A 20099-nucleotide genomic window follows, 5' to 3' on the forward strand; every position below is an offset into this window, starting at 1 on the left:
CCCACCCATGACGACCCGACATCCCATGCCCGCCACAGCGCCACGGACACCGGCCCCGTCCCTGCCACCCAGACCCTTCACCTCCGCGCGGGACGGCCTCGTGCGCCGTCAGCCCCAGCGCTTCGCGGACATCCGGCCGCTCAAGCTGGAGGACTTCGTGTCCGGAACGCCGCGCCAGCGGGAGTCCTTCGCGCGGCGGCTCGTCACCCACCTGTCCGAGCGCGGCTTCTTCTACCTGGAGCGCCCCACGGCCTTCCTGGAGCGCCACGCCCTGGCGGGGCTGTTCGAGCGCTACGAGGCAACCTTCCAGCACGCGCTGCTGGCGCATCCGTACCTGCACGCGCTGCTGCCCGCGGCCTCGGTGTTCGAGACGGGCTACAACGCCACCTGGTACCCGGAGTCGCCGGTGGTGCGGCAGCCCATCGAGGCCTTCATGGCCAAGCCCGCGACGTGGACCGTGTTCCGCCGCCGCCCGGTGCCGGAGCCGGTGCGGGAGCTCCTGGAGGCCTCGGAGGACGCGTACGACGCGTGTCACGCCGTGGGCGTCGTGCTGCTGGAGGCGCTGGAGCTGGGCTACGGCCTGCGCGCCGGGGGGCTCACGCGGCTGTTCCGCCGCCGCACGGAAGGGGCGGTGCGGTTCGTGAAGTACCACGCGCCCAGCACCGCGCGGCGCAGGCGGGAGGTGGTGGCGCACGCGTCGGAGCCGCACTCGGACAAGAGCTTCTTCACCTTCAACCTGGGCGAGTCCCGGCCGGGGCTGGTGTGGCTGGACGGGAACACGCCGCGCCTCATGCCCAACGACGAGGGGCACTGGCTCATCACCTCCGGCCGCTTCTCCGAAGGGCTGACGCGCGAGCTGGACGCGCCGGTGCGGGCGTTCCGGCACACGGTGCACAACGACGGCGAGCGCGTGGTCATCCTGGGCTTCGTGACGCCCGAGGGCGACCTGCACGACCTGCCGCTGGACGCGTGGCCCGCGCCGCGGCTCGCGGGAGGCGCCCGTGACTGAGCGCGCGCGCAATGGAAGGGACGAGGGGCCGGAGCACGTCTTCTTCTCCCCGCATCCGGACGACGTGGCGCTGGGGGCGTACGCGAGCCTGCTCGGCGTGCCCCGGGGCATCGTGCCCACGCTCGTCACGGTCTTCTCCCAGAGCTGCTGGGAGTTCGTGCTGCCGGTGGACCCGTCTCGGGCCATGGCGGTGACGTCGCTGCGGATGGGCGAGGACCGGAGGTTCGCCCGGGCGCACGGGTTGGACCTGGTGCACCTGGGCTTCCGCGACACCAGCCTGCGCGCGCCACCGGGCGGCCCCACGGAGTCGGAAGAGGCGCGGTCGGCGCTGGCCTCACGCGTGCTGCTGGCGCTGGGCGAGGTGCTGGCGAGCGTGTCCCCGGACGCGGTCTGCTACGTGCCGCTGGGCATCTCCAGCCACGTGGACCACCTGCTGGTCCGCGACGCGGTGCGGGCCCTGCGCGGAGAGCGGAACGTCGTCTACTACGAGGACCTGCCGTACTCCGCGCGCCACCCGGAGGATGAGATCGTCGACTACGCGTGGGCGCTCGGGCTGTCGCCCCGGTGTCTGGACGTGACGACGCTGTGGTCCGCGAAGCTGCGCGGGCTGTCCTTCTACGCCAGCCAGCTGGAGCCCCAGACGCTGCCCGCGGTGGAGTCGCACGCGCGGAGATTGGGCGCCGGCCGGGGGCTGGCCGAACGCGTCTGGACGGTGGCGTCATGAGCACGAGGGAGCCCTGGGCGGAGGGGGACATGCTGGTGCACCTCTCCTACGAGGCCACGCGCACGCTGGGTGGGATGGGCGTGGTGCTGGAGCACCTGCTGTCCGAGCCCGAGTACCGTCAGGCGTTCCCTCGCACGCTGCTGGTGAGCCCCACGGTGCGGCCGTGCGGCCTGGGGAGCTACGCGCCGGAGGAGTCGCTGGCGCGCGACCTGGAGGCGCACGGCGAGGTGTTCTACAGCGGCCTGCGCCGGGACAACCCGGAGCGGTGGACGCGCGTCTTCCAGCCGGTGGAGGCGCGGCACGACGTGTCGTTCATCTACGGGCGGCGCGACGCTCCGGGCGGTCCGGTGGAGGTGCTGCTCGTGGACCTCACGGACGTGCTCCGGGGCTACCGGGTGAGGATGGGCACGCTGCCGAAGTTCCTCGCGCGGCTGCACACGCTGCTCGGGGTGGACCTCCCCTTCGACTGCCGTGGGCCGCGTCCGGCGGCGTGGCGGGGGCTGTCGCGCGTGTGGCGCGAGCGCTTCGGCACGCGGCTGGGCGCGGCGCCCTGGGTCAACCGCCTGTTCCGGAAGGCGGTCCGGCACGGCCTCCTGGATGCGCCCGCGTTGGATCACGACGCGATGCTGGCCATCGTGCTCGCGGAGCCCGTCTTCGACGCGCTGGAGCGGCTGCGCCCGAAGGACGGGGCGGGGACGGTCATCCTGGCGCAGGAGCACCTGTCGCTGCCGCTCGCGTACAAGGCGCTGCTCGACGGGCGGCGCTGGTGCCGCACCGTGTATTACGCGGGCGAGGTGCGCACGCCCCGGGTGCTCGTGGAGTACGGCGAGGGAGGGCAGGGCGCGTCCGACGCGCGCTTCTACAACATCCAGCGCCTGGGGCTGGAGCAGGGGAAGACGCTGGACCAGGTGTACCCCGTGGGTACCTGGCCCAACTTCCAGATTCTGCGCAACGGCCACCTGTGCGACCGCGTGGGCGCGGTGAGCGCGTCCGTGGCGGACGAGCTGCGGTTCCTGGATGCGCGCTATGCGCTCCAGCCGGTGGCGGTGGTGCCCCACGGGCACCGGCCCATCGAGACGGGCTGGGACGCGAAGGAGGCCGCGCGCGCGAAGGTGCTGGCCCATGCGCGCAAGGCGTGGGGCAAGGACTTCCGCCTGCTGCTCACGCACATCGCGCGGGACGAGGTCTGCAAGGGGCTCTGGCGCGACGTGGACGTATGCGAGCACCTGGCCACGCTGCTGCCACCGGAGCGCAAGCCCGCGCTGCTAATGATGGTGACGGAGTGGAACGAGGCGGAGCCGTCCGACAACCTGCGCGCACTGAAGGCGAGGGTGGACGCGTTCAACGCGAAGGACACGGGCCTGCACCTCGCGCTGGTGAACCAGCCCACGTGGCCCGAGGGCCTGGACTTCACGCGGGACGACCTGCACCGCGCCACGGACGTGTCCCTGGGGCAGTCGCTGTATGAGTCCTATGGCCTGGCGCAGTTGGAGGCCCTGGGCTGCGGCGCCATCTGCGTCATCTCCGGAGCCAGCGGCGCCCGGCGTGCCCTGAAGGCGGTGTGCGAGCGGCAGGGGCTGTCGGAGGCCGCGCATCCGAACCTCGTGGTGTCGGATCCGGTGGCGGATGCTCGGGCCGCGGGACTGGCGCACTCGGTGGAGACCTGGAAGGCGCTGCCCGCCAGTGCGCTGCGGGAGCAGGAGCTGCGCACCGCGGAGCGCGTGGCGGAGGAGGTGGTGCGCCGCCTCCCGCGCGACGCGCACGAAGGCCGCCTCCTGCTGGCGACCGGCTGGGCGCTGTCCGAGCGGCTGCGCTGGGAGCCGCTCATCCGCGAGCAACTGCTGCCGCTGCTGCGCTTCCCGAAGGAGGCGGCGCAGGACGTGTCCGACTGGAGCGCGGCCCATGGCTGAGCCTCACGCTCGCCGTCACGTGAAACCGGGTCCGTGCTCATGGCGTGCACGGCGCCCGGCGGAGACAGACTTTGCCCGGCGCGCATCGCCCGGAGCCCTCAACCCATCCCTTTCAGAGTGGAGCGCGGAACATGGCTGAGAACGAGCAGGCTCCGGCGCTCATCGTCGTGGCCCACCCCGAGGACGTCGTGCGGTTGTTCAGCACGGTGGCGCCGGGAGCGGACGTCGCGGTGGTGACGGAGGACGGGAGCGCGGGCCGGGAGCTGGAGGCCGTGGGCCGGGCCCTGGGCGCGCGCGGCACACACCTCTTGCTGTCCCCGTCGGAGGTGGGGCCGTGGTGCCGCGAGCAGCGCGCCCGGAGCGACGCCCGCGTCTACACACACAGCCCCCAGGAGGACGCCCCGCTGCACCGCGAGGTGGCGCTGCTCGTCAGCCGCGTCTTCGACCGCCTGTGGGTGCCCGCCACGGGAGCCAGGCCCACCGCCTGCACGGTGCTGGACGACGCGGCCTTCCAGCGCAAGCTGGCGCTGCTCAACGCGCTCTACCGGGAGCGTCCGGACGGAGCCGCTTCCGGCGCGTGCACGGACCCCGTGCGAGACGGGCCCGGCATCGAGGCCTTCACCGAAGTACGGGCCGGGGACGTGGTGCGCGCCCTGTCCCTCACGAAGCCGGAGGTCTTCTCGGAGCTCGCGGACCCCTGGGGCTTCGCCCATTCCACCTACGAGGGCGAGCGCTTCGCCCTCACCGCGAAGATCCTCGGGACGCTGCTCCACGCGGGCCCACCCCGGAGCGTGGTGGACGTGGGCGCCTGCGAGGGAATGATGACCGAGCACCTACTGGCGCTCTTCCCGGACGCGAACATCCGCGCCGTGGAGTCGGAGCCCCGCTTCGTCACGCGCCTGCGCGAGCGGTTGGGGGGGCTTCCGCGCGTGCGCATCGTGGAGGCCAGCGCGGAGGACGTGGCGCTGGAGGCGGACCTGGTGCTGCTGGCGGAGGTGCTCTACTACCTGTCCGATGACGCCAGCCGCGACCTGCTGGACCGGCTGCGCGCGTCCCACCTGCTCACGTCCTATGGCGGCGGCTTCGGCGCCCAGGTGCATGCGGCGCTCGCCAGGCGCGGATGGAAGTGCGTCCAGTCCGCGACTCTTCCAGGCCGCATCGAGCCGGTGGACGGCGCCGCGAGCCCGCTCCTCGTGCGCCGCGCGGGGACTGAAATCCGGCTCTGGGAACGGTGATAACAAGTATTCAGGGGTAGAAGTCCGGGTTTGTCCACAAGGAAGGCGGGCTTCTCTCCTGGAAGAGGCTGACGACGGAGCTTGTCGTGATTCCCGGGCTCGGGGATGTATGGACTTGCCTGCTTGAATACGCGTTGCCATTGGCACGGGAACTCTTCAGCATGACCGTGCATGGCCGCCCCGGTCGTCTCGCATGGCCCCGCGGATGCCCCGGCCCGGGCATCCCTTGAGGAGGGTCTGAAACACAGTGCGCTCCGGCGCCGGGCGTTGCCGTGGCTGGTGGGCGGCTGGCTCGTGGCGAGCGTGCTGGGGCTCGGACTCGTGTGGTCCCACGCGAACGCGGCGGGGCTCGCGGCCACGCCCCCTGTCCGGCTGCCGGAGCGGTTCACGCGGGCGCCGGGCGCCTGGACGCTGCTCGTCTTCCTCCACCCGCGGTGCCCGTGTTCCCGCGCGACGCTGGCGGAGCTGGCGAAGCTCCTGGACCGGCACGGCGCGCGGCTCTCCACGCACGTGTTCGTCTGGGCGCCGCGTGAGGCCCCGCCGGGCTTCGAGCGCTCGGAGCTGTGGACGCGCGCCGTGGCCCTGCCGGGGGTGGAGGTGGTGGCGGACGTGGACGGGCAGGTGGCGCGTGAGCTGGGGGCGCGCACCTCGGGGCAGCTGGTCCTCTTCTCGCCGGACGGCGTGGAGCGCTTCGCTGGCGGCATCACCCCCACGCGGGGCCACGAAGGTGACAGCGCGGGGGGAGGTGCCATCCGGGACCTCCTGGACGCGGAGCTCTCCGGCCCCGTCACCGCGCCTGTCTTTGGTTGTGCCCTCGAGACACCCCTCACGCCCGCGGGTGATGACACGTGATGAGAATCCAGCTGTCCGAAGCAGCCGTGTCCGAGCGCGCGCGCCAGCTGTTCGACGCGCAGCGTCTGTCATTGGGCCGGCGGACGGACCGGACCTTCGTGGTCCTGATGGTGTTGCAGTGGCTGGGCGGCATCGCGGCGGCGGTGTACCTGTCGCCCCGGGCCTGGGCGGGATTGCAGAGCACGGTCCACTCCCACGTGGTGGCCGCGGTGGGGCTGGGCCTGCTGCTGGGCGGCCTGCCGGTGGTGCTCGCGTTCACGCGGCCCGGCCTCGAGTCCACGCGGCACGTCATCGCTGTGGGGCAGGCGCTGATGTCCGGGCTGCTCATCCACCTGATGGGCGGCCGCATCGAGACGCACTTCCACATCTTCGGCTCGCTGGCGCTGCTCTCCATCTACCGGGACTGGAAGGTGCTGCTCACCTTCAGCGGCGTGGTGGCGGCGGACCACTTCGTGCGCGGCCTGCTCTGGCCGGAGTCCATCTTCGGCATGCACGCCCGCGAGTCCTGGCGGTGGATGGAGCACACCGCGTGGGTGGCGTTCGAGGACGTGTTCCTCATCGCCTCCTGCGTGCAGGGCCAGCGCGACCTCCGGGAGTCCGCGCGGCGCGAGGCTCAGCTGGAGCTGTCCCGGAGCGCGGTGGAGGAGCAGGTCGTCCGGCCGCTGATGGGCTCCGCGGACGCGCTGCGTGCCTCGGTGACGACGCTGACGGAGTCCACCGGCGAGCAGCGCCATGAGCTGACGCGGCAGGCCCGCGCGCTGGAGGAGACGCGGGCGACGGCGGAGGAGATCCGCCAGACGTCGCTGCTGGCCTCGGAGCAGGCAGCGCGGGTGCTGGAGGCCACGCAGCAGGCCGGGGACGTGGGCGCGGCGGTGGAGGACGCCATCGGCCGGAGCGTGGAGGGGCTGGCGGACCTGCGCGCGCAGACGGCGGACCTCTCCGAGCGCGTCCAGGGGCTCGCGGCGTACACGGAGCGCATCGCCGGCATCACCCGGACGGTGCAGGACCTGGCGGACCAGTCCAACGTGCTCGCCATCAACGCGGCCATCGAGGCGGCGAGGGCCGGGGAGGTTGGCCGGGGCTTCGCGGTGGTGGCGCGGGAGATGCGGGGCCTGGCGTCCCAGTCCGTCACGGCCACGCAACAGGTGCGCGCGGTGCTGGAGGACACGCGCTCCCGAATCCAGGGGGTGGTGGACCTCACCCGTCAGGGCGGCGAACGCATGGGCCGGGGCATCGAGACCATCCGCGCCTCCGGCGAACGGCTGGGCATGCTGTCCGGGCTGGTGAAGGGCAACGCGGACGCGGTCCGCCAGATTTCGGCGTCGGTGAGCCAGCAGTCGGCGGGCGTCTCTCAAATCTTCACCGCCGTGTCGGACCTGACGGCGCTGATGCAGGCCTCGGTGGCCCGGGTGGAGGCCACCCACGCGGCGGCGGACCGCCTCCAGCAGGTCACCGACCAGGTCCACGGCGTCATCGCGCTGTATCAGGAGAGAACCTGAACGGTCACCGACACGCGGCCTGTCTTGGAGTACATGGACGCCATGAACTCCAGACTCCGTCGTTTTCTGTCGTTTTCCTCGGTTCCCCTCCTCCTGAGCTGCGGCGCTGCCGCGGTGTCGGACACGCCGGCTGACGCGCTGGCGGTGCAGACGCAGGAGCTGGCCTCGGGCACGCCCGCGGGCATCGGGGTGGTGCTGTTCCTCAATGAGTACGCCCTGACCTTCAACACGCTGGACACGCAGGTGCCGCTCAACGCGCTGGCGGCGCAGAGCATCATCAACTACCGCTACGGGCCGGACGGCATCCCGCACACGGCGGATGACAAGCGCTTCGTCTCCATCGAGCAGGTGGACGCGCTGCCCCAGGTGGGGCCCGCGGCGCTGGCGGCGCTGGAATCGTACGCCCGGGGCACGGGCCGGGTGGAGCTGCCGGTGGACGGCTGGGTGGGCACGTTCCAGGGCGTGTCGTTCAACGTCGCGGAGGCGCGCCGGGTGCTGGCGGTGGTGAACACGCAGTCGCTGACGGCGCTGCAGTCCACGTACAACGTGCCCGCGGCGGCGGCGAACGCGATGGTGGCGGCGCGGCCGTTCTACGACATCCTGACGCTGGGCCGGCTGCCGGCCGTGAACACGCTGGCGCTCCAGAACCTCAAGACGGCCACGCAGCAGGGCGAGGAAGGCGACCCCTGCACGGGCGTGGGGACGTGCGGGCCGAACCTCCACTGCGAGGGCAAGCCGAATGACGGCTCCAGCCCCTACGGCCGCTGTGTGACGACGCTGCCCATCCCGGGCGACCACACGTCGTGCTCGCGCTTCGTGCCGTGTCAGGAGGGGCTGGCGTGCCACGGCCTGGACTCGGGCGCGACGGAGGGCTGGTGCCGGCCGGCGTGGATGTCCGGCGAGTTCACGGCGTACTCGGACCTGACGCTGCAGGGGAACACGACGCCGCTGACGGCGACGCAGCCGGTGGTGGGCCTGGCGACGGTGCCGGAGGACATCACGGTGGAGCTGGACCTGGCGCACAACAACCCGTCCAAGCTGGTGCTCACGCTGGAGGATCCGGGTGGTGAGACGGCGCTCCTGTGGGACGGCCCCAACGAAGGCACGCCGCCCAAGCGCATCCCGGTGACGCGCGGCATCCCGCGCGACGGCTCCGTCAACGGCCTGTGGAAGCTGCACATCGTCAACCCGTCGGGCGTGGGCAACGGCAAGCTGCGCGAGTGGAAGCTGAAGCTGACCAGCCGCTGGGACTGACGCGCATCCTTCGAGCCCATCGAAGGATGATTCGACGCCCGCGAGCCTTGTCCTCGCGGGCGTCCAGAGGGACACGAGAAGCCTCCGGAGGTTTCCCGATGCCCGCGCCCTCGCAGCCTGTCGACAACGCACGCCTCCGTGGATGCGTGGCGGCGGACCCGTAGCGCGGGGTAGGGCGTTTTATCAGGGAATACAGTCTGTGCTATCACTGGGAGTCCCTCCAACCGGGAGCCTTCCGTGAAAGCACGTCTGTTGATGGTGTTCGCGTCGGTGTCGTTGGGCTTGCTTGCCGCGTGCGGCAACGTGGACATGGACTCCACGGCGCTGGCGCAGAGCGGGTCCGAGCTCGGCTCCGAATGTCCCTGTGGTGGCGTGGGCCCGTGGAACTGTCTGCCGTGTGCGTTCATCTGCGGTGACGGCATCTGTGACACCGCCAACGGCGAGTCCATCAACACGTGCGCCGAGGACTGCACGCCCGCGCCCTACTGTGGCGACGGCTGGTGCAACAACGGCGAGACGAACGCCACCTGCCCGTGGGACTGCGGCCCCGCCACGTGGTGCGGTGATGGTCTGTGCAACGGAAGCGAGACGGTGGCCAGCTGCCTGTCGGACTGCGGGAGCCTGACGTGTGGCGATTACCTCTGCGAAGCCCACGAGATGGGCTGGTGCTTGGACTGCGGCCCCATCTGCACCGGTCCGAACTGCCCGCAGGTGCCGCAGGACCCGTAGCCACGGGGGCAGGGCGGCGCCGGGGGAATGTGAAGCCCTCGCGCCGTCTGCCCGCCCGACGCCGCGCTTTCATCCAAGAACAAGAACCATGCAACGCATCCATCGTCGTTACGGGTCCGCCGCGGCACTGTCACTGGCGGGATTGCTGACCTTCGCCGGTTGTGAGCCGGAGGCCCGCGAGTCCGCCGCGGTTCCTCGTGAAGCCCTCTCCACCACGGTCGCTCCACTGGCCCTCGGGCTCGGAGGCGACACCTCCTGCGTCTGGGGGAGCGCGGACTGCAACCTGTGCAGCCCTGACGTGCCGCTGCGCTTCCAGGAGCTGAGGGATCACGGCGAGGTGCTGGGCTTCCATCCCGGGCCGTTCAACCTCAACGTGGCCTACCCGGGCAGCAATCACTGGCAAGGCATCCAGCGGCTGTCGACCCGCTCGGGACGCCTCCTCGTCGTGTCCAAGCGGAATGACGCCCCTGGGGGCAACGTGGGGCACCTGGTGCACATGGCCACCCGCAACGGAGAGGGACGGCGCTTCCGCTCCAACCGGCTGAGCCCCTCCATCAAGGAACCCGAGGACACCTCGCCGCCGGGCGCGGACGCGGCGGTGGCGGCGTTGCCGGTGCTGGACGGCTACCGCCACGGCGGCGGCATGCAGGCGGTGGGCGGCATCCTGGCGCTGCCCATGGAGGAGGGCCCCGGCCTGGGGCGCATCGCGCTCTATGATTACAATCAATCCCTGACGCCGAGCCCGTTCGCTTTCGTCCACGGTGAAACAGCGACCGCGGGCACGGCCTCGTTCACGAAGCTGTCGGACGGGCACTTCCTGCTCCTGCTCGGGCAGGTGGACGCGAACACGCTGGAGGTCTTCCGCTCCTCGGAGACCGACCTCCGCTCCGCGACCAACCAGTGGGTGCGCGTCGACAAGTGGCAGAAGTCGGAGCTGCAGGACGGGCAATGGGGCGCCTTCCAGAACCTCAACTTCGTGACGGACTGCAATGACTCACAGCTCTACCTCGTGGGTACGCGGCTGGGAGGCCTGCGTTGGGGCGCGGTGAGTGACGACTACGCGCACCTGTACCGGGTGCACCTGGAGGGCCACATGCGCCTGGAGCACGTCGCCTCCAAGCACCTGTATTGCAGCAACGACGGCTCGCGGCAGTGCAACCTGGACGCCGCCGCGGGCCTCTTCGTGGGGCCCGACCGCGGCCTCCTCCTCTACGGCACCGAGCACGCGGATGACGGCCCCGGTTCGACGGTGAAGCTGGTGGAGTTCCGCGGCATCTGGGCGGACACCCGCTGCCGCACGGACATCGGGCACGCCTACGTCGACTTCTACGACGACTCCGACTTCAGCGACCGCGGCTTCATCTTCGACTACGAGGACCAGGGCCTGAAGAACTGGGCGCGCTTCGACGACGTCGACAGGTTCAACGACAAGACCTCCTCGGTCCGCTGGTGCATTCCGCCGGGCTACCGGGTGCGGCTCTACGACGACTCGAATTACAAGGGCAGCTACAGGGACCTCGTGGGCGACGGCACGCTCCGCGAAGCCAACCTGAACAGCAAGGCCTGGGGCTTCAACGACAAGGTGTCCTCCGCGCGCTGGCTGAACGAGTGACGCGGAGGGCGGCTGGCGGTGCGGCGCGGGAAGGTGCTATCGCAGGAACCCATGCGACCACGCCTCGCGTTGCTCTTCTCTCTGCTGCTCTGCGCGTGTGCAAGCGGTCCGTCACGGCGCGCGGACGAAACCGGCGGGGAGCCCCTGCCGCGAAAGAGCCCCATGAATCCGGATGCCCCCTCTCTTGCGCGTGGTGAGGCGCTGTTGCGCCATGGCACCGGCAGCGATGCCGTCCTGCCGGCCGAGCCGGCCCCCGCCGTCCAGGAACTCGGGGCCCTGGCGGGGTTCGGCCAGACCTGGACGTCGTGCTCGGCTCGGGCATCGGTCTACCTGTTCGACGGCTACTACGAAGCGAGCGCGGCGGAGGTGAGGCTGCTGAAACAGGTGCCCGAAGGACAGAAGGGATCCGGCACGGTCAACGGCGACTGGCTGATATGGGCCACCGCCGATGCGACGGACGAAGCCGGCCGCGCCGTCATCGAGCGGGTGGTCTCCTCCTTCGCGGGCGAGGAGTGAGGCCCTGAGTCATCAGGCGCCAGGGGCCCGCACGGGTGAGGAGGGGCGCTCCCTCCGGAAGTGGTTCTTCATCGCCCTCGGCTTGCTGGCCTGTTCGTGCCTGGGTGTGGTGGCGGTCAACACGGCCCGCAACTTCGCCCGGTTCGGCCAGCGCGCCCGCGCGGCGGAGTGCAAGTCGAACCTGAAGGCCTGGTACAGGCTCCAGCAGCGCCACTTCCAGGACACGCGGACCTACGAGCCGGTCTTCGCGAAGGTGGGCTTCGCGCCCGAGCGGGACAACCGCTACGCGTACTTCGCGGGCACGGGGCCGATGGAGGTTCGCGACCAGGAGCGAAGCGAGGTCCCTGCCGGGGCGGTGTCCATCGGCGTGGACACCTTCCGTTTCACCTACCTGCGCCCCATCGACGTGGAGGCGCTGCATCCATCCTTGAAGGCCCGGCTCGGCGTCACCGGCACGTGCCCCACCTGCGACATCACCCTGGCGTGCATGGGCAACACCGACGACGACGCGACCCTGGATGTCTGGGTGCTCTCCACCGGCCCCCTGGACCTCCAGGACGTGGACGAAGATGCCGCCGAGCCCGGTGTCCCCGTGCAGCTCGTGGACGACACGAGGGACTGAGGACCCGGCGCAGTCACCTCCGGGGCCTTGCCGCTACAGTTTCATCCAGCGCTGAGCCAGGCTGAAGTTGCAATCCCATATCTGCGTGGCGGCCCCCGTCTCCGAACTCGCGTTGGAGACGTCCAGGCACCGGTCGACGGCGATGTTGCTGACCATCGTCCCAGTCTCAGGGAAGAACTGCCAGTGCTGGGCGAAACTGTCATTGCAGGTATAGATTTGCACCCGGGTGCCCTCGGCGGTGTTGCCGTTCCTCACGTCCAGGCAGAAGGCCGGGTTGACGCCGCTGCGCACCTCGCCGTTGGACGCGAAGTACCATTGCTGGCCGACTTCGTCGCTGCAGTCGAAGGACATGGTGGCCGTGCCATTGGCCGCGGTGTTGTTCCACACGTCCAGGCAGCGGTTCCAGTGCACGGAGCTGCGCAGCCGGACGAAGCGTTGCCACTTCTGCGCGTTGTTGCCCGTGCAGGTCCAGACCTTCACCCGGGCCCCGCTGGCGGTGCTGGAGTTGTGCAGGTCCAGGCACTGGGTCACGTCCAGCGCGGTGCGCAGCTCGTCCCCGACGGGGGGACGCGTCCACCGCTGCCGGGTGCTGCCGTCACACGGGGCAATCACCACGGAGGCGCCCTGGATGGGCTCGCCGGTGTTCACGCTCAGGCAGTAGTTCGTGTCCAGGCCGGTGCGGACCTCGCCGTTCGGCATCAGGTACCAGACCTGCGCCGCCGAATGGCTGCACGCGTAGCTCCACACGGGGTTGCCGTTGGCCACGATGCCGTTCTGCACATCCAGACAGCGGGTGCCCGCCGCCGCGGGGCGCAGGCGGACACGCTCGGCGTACATCGCGTTGACGTCCGCGATGTCGGTGGCGGAAAGGGCGTTGCGCTGGGTGCTGAACAGGGACCCATTCGTCAGCGTCAGGGTCGGCAGCCCGTTGCGGGAGAAGGCGTAGGGATCGTACTGCATGATGGAGCCCGTGTCGTAGGGCCCCACGTCGAAGCCGTGATCGCCGGTCTCCACATACGTCTGGAAGTTGAACTCGTTGCCGGGCTGGATGTTGGCCCAGTGGACCGTCAGCGCCGAGTCCCGGTCGTGCCGGCTCTGCTGGTGGAACAACCCCACGGCATGGCCAATCTCATGGATGGTGTTCCCCGTGGAGCAACCATCCCCCATCACGACCAACTGCTCGCCGCCAATGCGCCCGAGATGGGCCGCGCAGCCGCTGCCCCGCGTGAAGCGGACGTAGTCGGTCTGCGCGGTGCGGGCACTGAAGCGCATGGGCGTGCGCGTCTGCCAGTGCGCGATGGCGTCGAGCACCCGCTGCGGGTTGGGGACGTCCGGGTCGATGACATACGGAATGAACGAATCCGGCCAGCGATAGTCAGTCCACAGCTTGATGGCGCCCTTCGCGCTGCGGGTCCCATGGTCCTGGGCGCGGACCAGGATGTCGCCCTCCAGGACGGCGGTGCCGCCGAAGCGTTCGTAGGAGAGCTCCTGCTCTCCGCCAGGCAGGGCGACGGTGCCGCGGACGACCTTTCCCTGCTCGCCGGGAAACGCCAGCTCGGTGGCGAAGCCGGGCTCGGTGGCGAGAGGAGCCGGGGCCTCATCGGTGGAACCACAACCGGAGAGCATCAGGCCCAATGCCCATGACAATGACAGACACAGTCTGCTCGAAATCTTCATGATGCCCCCCAAGGGTTCGCGATGCGCTTCGTATACGTGCGCCATCGCAATTCCTGGTCACGCGCTCCTGCCCAAAGCCGGGGGAGGGACGGAGGCTCTGGGGGTATATAAGTGTTGACTAATATGAGTGTGGGCTGTAATGAGTCCGTGAACGGAGGAGGTCCGCACATGCTTCACACCCTGATTGGCGCCCAGTTCCGCGCGTGTGTCGAACGCGATTACGAAGGCAAGCCTGCCCACGTGGTCGTCGCCCATCGTGTCTATCCCACCGACATGGAGGACCTGTGGGACGCGGTCACCAACGCCGAGCGCATCCCTCGCTGGTTCGCGCCCGTCGAGGGGCAGTTGCAGAAGGGGGGCCGCTATCAGATCAAGGGGAACGCGGGCGGGACCATCACCCGGTGTGACAAGCCCTCGGCGTTCGATCTGACCTGGGAGATGAACGGCGGCATGAGCTGGGTGACCATCCGCCTGGCGCCGGAAGGGAAGGGCACGCGGCTGACGCTCGAGCACATCGTGCACTCCGCGGACATCGAACAGTTCTGGAGCCAGTTCGGTCCTGGCGCCACGGGCGTGGGCTGGGATTTGAGCTTCCTGGGCCTGGGCCTCTACCTGGAGACGGGCAAGGACGTGGCCGCGGAGGCCGCCGCGTCGTGGGGGACTTCCGACGAGGCGAAGACCTTCATGCGCGCGAGCGCCCAGGCCTGGGCCGACGCCCACGTGGCGGGCGGAGAGGCGCCGGACGTGGCCCGAGGGATGGCCGAGCGCACGGCCGCGTTCTATACAGGGGGCTGATGCACGCCTTCGACGTCCTCGGCGATCCGGTCCGCCGCCGCATCCTGGAGCTGCTCGCGGAAGGCGAGCACGCTTCGGGCGAGGTCGTGGAGGTGATCCAGCGCGAGTTCGGCATCACGCAGTCCGCCGTCTCGCAGCACCTGAAGGTCCTGCGGGACAACGGCTTCGCGACGGTGCGGGTGGATGGCGCCCGGCGTCTGTACGCAGTGGACGCCGCGCCGCTGGCGGAGGTGGACGCCTGGCTGGACCGCTTCCGTGCGTTCTGGACGCCGAAGCTGGACGCCCTGGCTACAGAAGTCGCGCGGGGGAAGAAAAAGCGGGGTGAGTAGGGAGCAGGCGCCCCCACGGCCCACGCCGTGTCGCTGGACGCGGCGAGCCACCCCCGGCAGCTTCTGGCTCCGGCTCCCTTCCCCCTGGAGCCCAAGGAGTCCAACGGATGAAGCTCAAGGCGCTCTGCATCGCCGTATCGCTGCTGGCCGTCCCTGGCGTGGCCGCCGCGCAAAGCCCCTTCGATTCGATCAAGAAGGCCGCGGGCGACGCCGGCAAGTCCACCGTAGAGAAGCGCGTCAACACGAAGCTCTCGGACGAGGGCCGCAAGAACCAGTGCAGCTTCAAGACGGGCACCGCGGAGCTGGCCCCCGGCTGCGACGCGAAGCTCAAGAAGCTCACCAACGCCCTCGTGGACGCGAAGAAGCAGCTCGTCGCGGCCGGCGTCAAAAGCTACAAGTTCGAGGTCTCCGGCCACACCGACTCGACGGGTGACGCCGCGAAGAACAAGACGCTCAGCGAGCAGCGCGCGGAGGCCATCGTCAAGGAGCTCGTCGCGCGAGGCATCCCCCGCGGCGAAATCACCGCCGTGGGCTACGGCTCCGAGCGTCTGCTGGTGAAGCCGGACAACACGGACGCGAAGAAGGCGCAGAACCGCCGCTACGAGCTCCAGGTCCGGCTGTAATCCCTCGCACGGATGAGAGAGGGCGGCGTCGGTGGCGCCGCCCTGTCCCTCAGGACTTCACCGCATCGAGGATGCTGGTCCCGCTCTGGGTGGGGATGAGGCGCTGGACCTTCCAGCCGGTCGCGGCGAGCAGTGCCTGGAACTCGTTGTAGGTGCGCTCGCGCCCGTTGGCGACCACCAGCATGTTGAGGTCCATCAGGTGGGTGATGTCGGGAGTCCGGTTGTCCGGAATCACCATCTCCACCACGAAGAGCCGGGCCCCGGAGGGGGCCGCCTCATGGAGCCGGCGCAGGAGGGTGGTGCAGGCGTCATCCTCCCAGTCATGGAGGATGTGCTTGAGCAGGTAGGCGTCGGCTGCCGGAATGCCGGGCTCGAAGAAGTTCCCGGCCACCACGTCCACCCGCTTGGCGAGGCCCCGGGACTCCAGGACGGGCTTCGCGCTTTCGGCGACCTGGGGCAGTTCGAAGAGGATGCCCCGGCAGGAGGGATGGGCGCGCAGCACCTGCGCCAGCAGATCGCCGTGGCTGCCGCCAATGTCCACCACGCGGGCGAAGGGGGAGAAGTCGACGTGCCGGGCCACCTGGCTGGCCACCATCTCGGACCAGTCCCCCATGGAGCGGGCGAAGTGCTCCGCCTCCTCGGGGTTCCGGGCGAAGTGCTCCCAGATGTCGACGCCCAGCGCGGCCTGGATGGGAGAGCTCCCGGTGCGAATCGCCTCGGGGAGGTGTCCCCAGGGGAGCCAATGCGACGGGCTGCTCTGGATGATGGCCAGCTCCCTCAGTGAGCCAGGGACGTTCGCGCACAGGCCCTCGCCCAAGGGTGTCAGGGCGAAGGTCCGCTCGGCGAAGGCCACGAAGAGGCCCGTGGCGAGGCCGGCGCGCATCAGCCGGAACAAGGCCTCTGGGTGGACGCCCAGCTCGGCCGCCAGCGAATTGCTATCGCGGGCGCCTCCTGAGAGCAGGTCCGCGATTCCCAGGCGGGCCACGGTGCCAATGACCTGGGTGCGCCAGTAGCTGGTGATTGCCAGGTGGAGCTGCTGAGTGGGGGACAGGCTCTCGCCAAGCGTGTTTTCCATGGCGCGAGTCTACCGCCGGAATCACCGGAGTAGACTCTTTCCGTGGAAGGCGGATGCCACGAAAGGTCGTGCGGAATGTCGGCGCAATACGATGACATTGGCGTGAAGGTGGCGGACTGGGATGTCCTGCCCGTGCGTTCGGAGTACATCGAAGGCCACACCTTCTTCAAAGCGCTTGGGGCCGTGACGGGACAGTCCGTCCTGGACCTGGCCTGTGGTGACGGGCTGTACACGCGGCAGTTCCAGGCGCGGGGCGCTCACCGGGTGGCCGGCGTGGACATCTCGGAGGAGATGATTCGTGTCGCCCGGCAACACGAGGCGGCCCAGCCCGTGGGAATCGAGTACCACGTGTCGGACGTGGCGGACATGGCGCCGCTGGGTGTCTTTGATTGCGTGACGGCCGTCTATCTCCTGCACTACGCGAACTCGCCCGAACACCTGCTGCGCATGTGCCGGAACATCCACGCCCACCTGAAGCCCGGGGGCCGCTTCGTCACGTACACCTTCAACCCCGGGTTCAGCGCGAAGGGGCCCAACAGCACCCGCTATGGCATCACGATGTTGGACTTCCCGGAGTCGCCCCGGGAAGGGCAGGGCATCTCCGCGGAGCTGCACACGAAGACGCCCTTCACCATCCACTTCTCCCACTGGAGCCGGGACACGTACGAGCGCGCGCTGCGCGAGGCGGGATTCAACCACCTCACCTGGATGCGCCCGGAATGCTCCCCGGAAGGCATCGCCCGGTACGGCCAGGAGTTCTGGCAGGACTACCTCGACAACCCGCACGCGGTCGCGCTGCGCTGCGAGCGGTGAGTTTCCGCTGCCCGTGTGGCGCAGGAGGGGCGGAAGCGGCGGGAATCGAAGCCTCGTAGGCGGTTTGGTCTCTACTCGGACCGCCTGCCCCTAAACCTCTTCAAACTTCGTTCCCGTGGCGCCCATGCGCTCAAGTGCGTCGCGGATTTCCTCTCGGACGATCAGGACGATGGGCCACCCCCAAGCGCGGAACACCTTCGCGTCGCCTACCTGGGCGGCGTTAATCCGCATTCCCAAAATGTCTCGGTACTTTCCAACCTTCTCAGGGCGCCCGTCCTCCGGCGTCCACTTCTGAAATTCCTCGGTGGCCTTCTCGTCAATGCACTGAATGAGTTGGGTCGCCACGAGAATGAAGAACGGCTCAGGATGGCCCTCTATCTCCACGGGCAGTGTCTGCACTTCCTCGGGGGCTAGCTTCGTGAGCGCGGAAGCCACTCGGGCGTGGACCACCGGGGCCGCGAACGCCGCGAGTGAGAAATCAAGCGCCCTGCCGGGTACATCCATGGGAAGCTTCAAGCGTCCCATGTCTGGAAGTTGCTGGCCCCGATAGAACATCCAGGGGTCGTCCACCTCCCGGCCTTGAGCGTCGGTGGGAGCGCCGAGCACCCACCGGCCTGGAATGGTCATATCGTCGCTCAGATCGAAGTAGCGCCTTACCATGTGAGCCATTGTCGTGGTCCTAGGTGCCGGTGACCAGCTTATTCAGCTTGGTGCCCGGAGTGGCAATCTGCTCCCCCAGTCGGCCGAGTTCGGCTGTCAGCGCTTCGCGGCATTGCTGCATGGTTCGACACCCCTCCGTTGCGTCAGTCAGGCGCCGGAGAATGTGTTGATGGTACGCCTGCGGGTGAGGTCCCTTGTGGCCCTTGACGTGGACGATGTTCGCCGGGTCGTCCAGCGACATGCCCGCCCTATCGAAGATCCTCTGGAACTTGGGTGACCACGGGCCTTCATTGTTCGTGGCCTTCCACCACTTGTCCGTGGCGATGTGGTGGTCGTGGCCCTCCGCGTCCACCGGGGCGGAAGCCGTGCCCCCCAGGGCCCGTGCCGTCATGGCCACTGCATTGGGGGCGAGAGCCACCGTGATGGCCTCGCCCGTCACCGCCACCGCTCCCACTTCGCCCACGGCGGCAAGGCGGATACCCGCGCGGCCCCCGGCCACCGCCGCCGCCTGGGCGGAACCGGGCAGCGTCGGCACCTTCGAGGCAAAGCCCGCGGCCGTGTTACCGACGGCCACCGTCGCCAGCAGCGCGAAAGCTCGCGCCGCGTTCCGGCCCATCACCTTGCCGTAGCGCTCACCCGCATCGCGGAGTTCGTCAAACGTGGTGGCCCGGTCCGCTTCCTCCACCAGCAGTTTGAATCCCGCGATCAGCGTCCAGAAGGTGTCCACCCCGAGGTAGACAATGGCTGTCGCCGTCATCACGGCAGCCAGGCCCTTGCTCACTGGCTCGGGTACCGACCAGAGGACCAGGTAAAGGGTCATGGTCCACAGCGCCGCCGAGAGCGCTGCGTGCGGGTCGGCCATTCCTTTGAAGGCATCCAGCATCTCTTCCAAGACAACACCTTGAGCCATGGCCATGGCCAGCGCATAGCGCCCGTCTCCGGTGACGGTGGGGCTCTCCGCCAGCAAGCGCAGACAGTCGCCCTTGCGCCCGGTGCGCTCACACCAACGCAGATATGCCCGTGTCAGCTCCACCTCCGCTGGCGGCATGTCGGAGGCCAGCGCAGCCCCCTCCAGTGGCGTCATCCGCCGGGTGCGCGGATCGAAGAGGTAGGTGCCGCCTCGGGCGTCCACTCCCATCAGGCGCCGCGCGGCCTGCTGGGGATTGGCCGGGAGTCTCACGCCCTGCGCCAGCCTCGCCACGGCCGCTTTGAATTCGCGCCGCTCCACCTCCACCGGCCCGGCTTCGCCGCGGTGAGGCGTGAAGACAACCGGCGGCTCCTGGCCCGTTTCCAAGCGCACCACGCGCCCCGAGGCACAGCCTGTCAGCCAAACCAACAGGAGTAGCGCGACAGCGCGATGTGTCCTCATCAAGTCCCCCAGCGGGAAAGCGCTTCATCCTCCAGGGCGAGGCAGGGCCACGACCAGAACCCAGCGGATCGGGCCTCCCCGAGCAGGTGCTGACCGCTGCTCACCGTCCGCGCTCGACGCGCCCCGAGGTGGCGCCGTGCTCGGATCGTAGCGGATGACTGGGAACCGACCGGGGGCCACGGTCCGAGGTAATTGGCAAGCTCATGCGAATGGACTGTAGAAATCCATGGGCTTGCCATCATCAACATCCTGATATGCCCAAGTGTTCTCGTGGGTCATTGTGACACGCGCTCTGCGTGTTTCCGCGGAGATCGACAGGCACAAAAAAGTGAGTCCGCCGAAGCTGCCGAGCGACAAGGCAATGCTTAGCGAATTCGCTTTCTGCTCGATGTCGATCTGTTGAACGACCGTCGTGGCTGAGGTTTCACGAGCGGAGTACCGCTCCGTGAAACGCTGTAGGTCGGCGGACGTTCCGGGAACCCGGTGGAAGCCCGATACGTTCGTGAAGTGGAGACGCAGGAACGATCGATCTGCTCCTGCGCCCCTATCAGGAGGGTCAAGTATCAACACCAATATGCCGCTCAGTGGGTCGTGCTGATAGCTGAACAGGAGACTCTCCTGCGCTCCCTCCAACGCACCCGTACTGTCCTTGAACGGCCGTATCACCTGAGTCCCTCCTGGTTGTCGTGGCGGGAGACTGCCCTTGTCGGCATGTATGCCTGTCAGGGAGCTGAAGCACTCAGGTGCGGAGTCGACCTGCCGCACCGGAGCACGCGCTCCTCCTGACTTGGAGGGT

The 20099-nt window shown here is 69.2% G+C and carries 20 protein-coding genes; 15 read left to right on the forward strand and 5 right to left on the reverse strand.

Going from position 1 to position 20099, the window contains the following annotated elements:
- Positions 1-100: 100 nt before the first annotated feature.
- The 11 genes from D7Y21_RS15485 to D7Y21_RS15535 all read left to right on the forward strand — a co-directional run bounded on the left by D7Y21_RS15485 (position 101) and on the right by D7Y21_RS15535 (position 11962).
- Positions 101-1009: a hypothetical protein gene (locus D7Y21_RS15485; protein ID WP_121714056.1), complete on the forward strand. Its 909-nt coding sequence runs from the start codon at positions 101-103 to the stop codon at positions 1007-1009.
- Positions 1002-1733, forward strand: a complete 732-nt coding sequence (locus D7Y21_RS15490) for a PIG-L deacetylase family protein (RefSeq protein WP_120565865.1) — start codon at positions 1002-1004, stop codon at positions 1731-1733. The genes D7Y21_RS15485 and D7Y21_RS15490 overlap by 8 nt, the downstream gene beginning before the upstream one ends.
- Positions 1730-3643 carry a hypothetical protein gene (locus D7Y21_RS15495; RefSeq protein WP_121714058.1) on the forward strand — a complete coding sequence of 638 codons (1914 nt, stop codon included), beginning with the start codon at positions 1730-1732 and terminating at the stop codon, positions 3641-3643. The genes D7Y21_RS15490 and D7Y21_RS15495 overlap by 4 nt, the downstream gene beginning before the upstream one ends.
- A gap of 131 nt (positions 3644-3774) precedes the next feature.
- Positions 3775-4878, forward strand: a complete 1104-nt coding sequence (locus tag D7Y21_RS15500; protein ID WP_121714060.1) for a class I SAM-dependent methyltransferase — start codon at positions 3775-3777, stop codon at positions 4876-4878.
- Positions 4879-5145: 267 nt separating this feature from the next.
- Positions 5146-5730 (forward strand): RedB protein, encoded by a 585-nt coding sequence (locus D7Y21_RS15505; protein ID WP_121714062.1) that lies wholly within the window; start codon positions 5146-5148, stop codon positions 5728-5730.
- Complete coding sequence (locus D7Y21_RS15510) at positions 5730-7229, forward strand: methyl-accepting chemotaxis protein (RefSeq protein ID WP_121714064.1); 1500 nt, start codon at positions 5730-5732, stop codon at positions 7227-7229. Before D7Y21_RS15505 ends, D7Y21_RS15510 begins: the two co-directional genes overlap by 1 nt.
- Positions 7230-7271: 42 nt before the next feature.
- Positions 7272-8483: a proprotein convertase P-domain-containing protein gene (locus D7Y21_RS15515; protein WP_121714094.1), complete on the forward strand. Its 1212-nt coding sequence runs from the start codon at positions 7272-7274 to the stop codon at positions 8481-8483.
- Positions 8484-8720: 237 nt separating this feature from the next.
- Positions 8721-9212 carry a tenascin-X gene (locus D7Y21_RS15520; protein WP_121714066.1) on the forward strand — a complete coding sequence of 164 codons (492 nt, stop codon included), beginning with the start codon at positions 8721-8723 and terminating at the stop codon, positions 9210-9212.
- An 88-nt stretch (positions 9213-9300) separates the two neighbouring features.
- On the forward strand, positions 9301-10824 hold the full coding sequence (locus D7Y21_RS15525; protein ID WP_147469290.1) for a hypothetical protein: 1524 nt from the start codon (positions 9301-9303) through the stop codon (positions 10822-10824).
- 162 nt (positions 10825-10986) lie between these two features.
- Positions 10987-11340: a hypothetical protein gene (locus D7Y21_RS15530; protein WP_147469291.1), complete on the forward strand. Its 354-nt coding sequence runs from the start codon at positions 10987-10989 to the stop codon at positions 11338-11340.
- Positions 11341-11449: 109 nt separating this feature from the next.
- A complete protein-coding gene (locus D7Y21_RS15535) occupies positions 11450-11962 on the forward strand; it encodes a fimbrial protein (protein ID WP_158627292.1) in 513 nt (170 codons plus the stop codon).
- A gap of 33 nt (positions 11963-11995) precedes the next feature.
- Here the strand turns inward: D7Y21_RS15535 and D7Y21_RS15540 are convergent, their stop codons facing one another.
- Positions 11996-13639 carry a ricin-type beta-trefoil lectin domain protein gene (locus tag D7Y21_RS15540; RefSeq protein WP_158627293.1) on the reverse strand — a complete coding sequence of 548 codons (1644 nt, stop codon included), beginning with the start codon at positions 13637-13639 and terminating at the stop codon, positions 11996-11998.
- 168 nt (positions 13640-13807) lie between these two features.
- Between D7Y21_RS15540 and D7Y21_RS15545 the strand changes: the two genes are divergently transcribed.
- From D7Y21_RS15545 to D7Y21_RS15555, 3 genes are all read left to right on the forward strand, one after another.
- Positions 13808-14434, forward strand: coding sequence for an SRPBCC family protein (locus D7Y21_RS15545; RefSeq protein WP_120565855.1), 627 nt, complete (start codon positions 13808-13810; stop codon positions 14432-14434).
- Positions 14434-14763: a helix-turn-helix transcriptional regulator gene (locus D7Y21_RS15550; protein WP_120565854.1), complete on the forward strand. Its 330-nt coding sequence runs from the start codon at positions 14434-14436 to the stop codon at positions 14761-14763. The genes D7Y21_RS15545 and D7Y21_RS15550 overlap by 1 nt, the downstream gene beginning before the upstream one ends.
- A 107-nt stretch (positions 14764-14870) precedes the next feature.
- Entirely contained in the window at positions 14871-15386 is a 516-nt protein-coding gene (locus D7Y21_RS15555; RefSeq protein WP_120565853.1) for an OmpA family protein, read from the forward strand.
- Positions 15387-15435: 49 nt separating this feature from the next.
- On the opposite strand, the gene D7Y21_RS15560 is transcribed toward D7Y21_RS15555, so the two are convergent.
- Positions 15436-16461 (reverse strand): methyltransferase, encoded by a 1026-nt coding sequence (locus D7Y21_RS15560; RefSeq protein WP_120565852.1) that lies wholly within the window; start codon positions 16459-16461, stop codon positions 15436-15438.
- A 75-nt stretch (positions 16462-16536) separates the two neighbouring features.
- Here D7Y21_RS15560 and D7Y21_RS15565 point away from each other — a divergent pair, with 75 nt between their 5' ends.
- Positions 16537-17274, forward strand: coding sequence for a class I SAM-dependent methyltransferase (locus D7Y21_RS15565; protein WP_120565851.1), 738 nt, complete (start codon positions 16537-16539; stop codon positions 17272-17274).
- A 90-nt stretch (positions 17275-17364) separates the two neighbouring features.
- On the opposite strand, the gene D7Y21_RS15570 is transcribed toward D7Y21_RS15565, so the two are convergent.
- From D7Y21_RS15570 to D7Y21_RS41435, 3 genes are all read right to left on the reverse strand, one after another.
- Positions 17365-17943 carry an imm11 family protein gene (locus D7Y21_RS15570; protein WP_370038677.1) on the reverse strand — a complete coding sequence of 193 codons (579 nt, stop codon included), beginning with the start codon at positions 17941-17943 and terminating at the stop codon, positions 17365-17367.
- Positions 17944-17953: 10 nt separating this feature from the next.
- Positions 17954-19234, reverse strand: coding sequence for an AHH domain-containing protein (locus D7Y21_RS15575; RefSeq protein WP_370038679.1), 1281 nt, complete (start codon positions 19232-19234; stop codon positions 17954-17956).
- A 270-nt stretch (positions 19235-19504) separates the two neighbouring features.
- Positions 19505-19969 (reverse strand): hypothetical protein, encoded by a 465-nt coding sequence (locus D7Y21_RS41435; RefSeq protein WP_147469292.1) that lies wholly within the window; start codon positions 19967-19969, stop codon positions 19505-19507.
- Positions 19970-20099: the final 130 nt, after the last annotated feature.

This window comes from Corallococcus sp. AB045 (assembly GCF_003668895.1).
Taxonomy (GTDB): Bacteria; Myxococcota; Myxococcia; order Myxococcales; family Myxococcaceae; genus Corallococcus; species Corallococcus coralloides.

Coding starts and splice junctions, on each gene's coding strand:
- D7Y21_RS15495 (WP_121714058.1), top strand. CDS start 1,730: ATGAGCACGAGGGAGCCCTGGGCGGAGGGGGACATGCTGGTGCACCTC.
- D7Y21_RS15500 (WP_121714060.1), top strand. CDS start 3,775: ATGGCTGAGAACGAGCAGGCTCCGGCGCTCATCGTCGTGGCCCACCCC.
- D7Y21_RS15510 (WP_121714064.1), top strand. CDS start 5,730: ATGAGAATCCAGCTGTCCGAAGCAGCCGTGTCCGAGCGCGCGCGCCAG.
- D7Y21_RS15515 (WP_121714094.1), top strand. CDS start 7,272: ATGAACTCCAGACTCCGTCGTTTTCTGTCGTTTTCCTCGGTTCCCCTC.
- D7Y21_RS15525 (WP_147469290.1), top strand. CDS start 9,301: ATGCAACGCATCCATCGTCGTTACGGGTCCGCCGCGGCACTGTCACTG.
- D7Y21_RS15530 (WP_147469291.1), top strand. CDS start 10,987: ATGAATCCGGATGCCCCCTCTCTTGCGCGTGGTGAGGCGCTGTTGCGC.
- D7Y21_RS15540 (WP_158627293.1), bottom strand. CDS start 13,639: ATGAAGATTTCGAGCAGACTGTGTCTGTCATTGTCATGGGCATTGGGC.
- D7Y21_RS15545 (WP_120565855.1), top strand. CDS start 13,808: ATGCTTCACACCCTGATTGGCGCCCAGTTCCGCGCGTGTGTCGAACGC.
- D7Y21_RS15550 (WP_120565854.1), top strand. CDS start 14,434: ATGCACGCCTTCGACGTCCTCGGCGATCCGGTCCGCCGCCGCATCCTG.
- D7Y21_RS15555 (WP_120565853.1), top strand. CDS start 14,871: ATGAAGCTCAAGGCGCTCTGCATCGCCGTATCGCTGCTGGCCGTCCCT.
- D7Y21_RS15560 (WP_120565852.1), bottom strand. CDS start 16,461: ATGGAAAACACGCTTGGCGAGAGCCTGTCCCCCACTCAGCAGCTCCAC.
- D7Y21_RS15565 (WP_120565851.1), top strand. CDS start 16,537: ATGTCGGCGCAATACGATGACATTGGCGTGAAGGTGGCGGACTGGGAT.
- D7Y21_RS15570 (WP_370038677.1), bottom strand. CDS start 17,943: ATGGCTCACATGGTAAGGCGCTACTTCGATCTGAGCGACGATATGACC.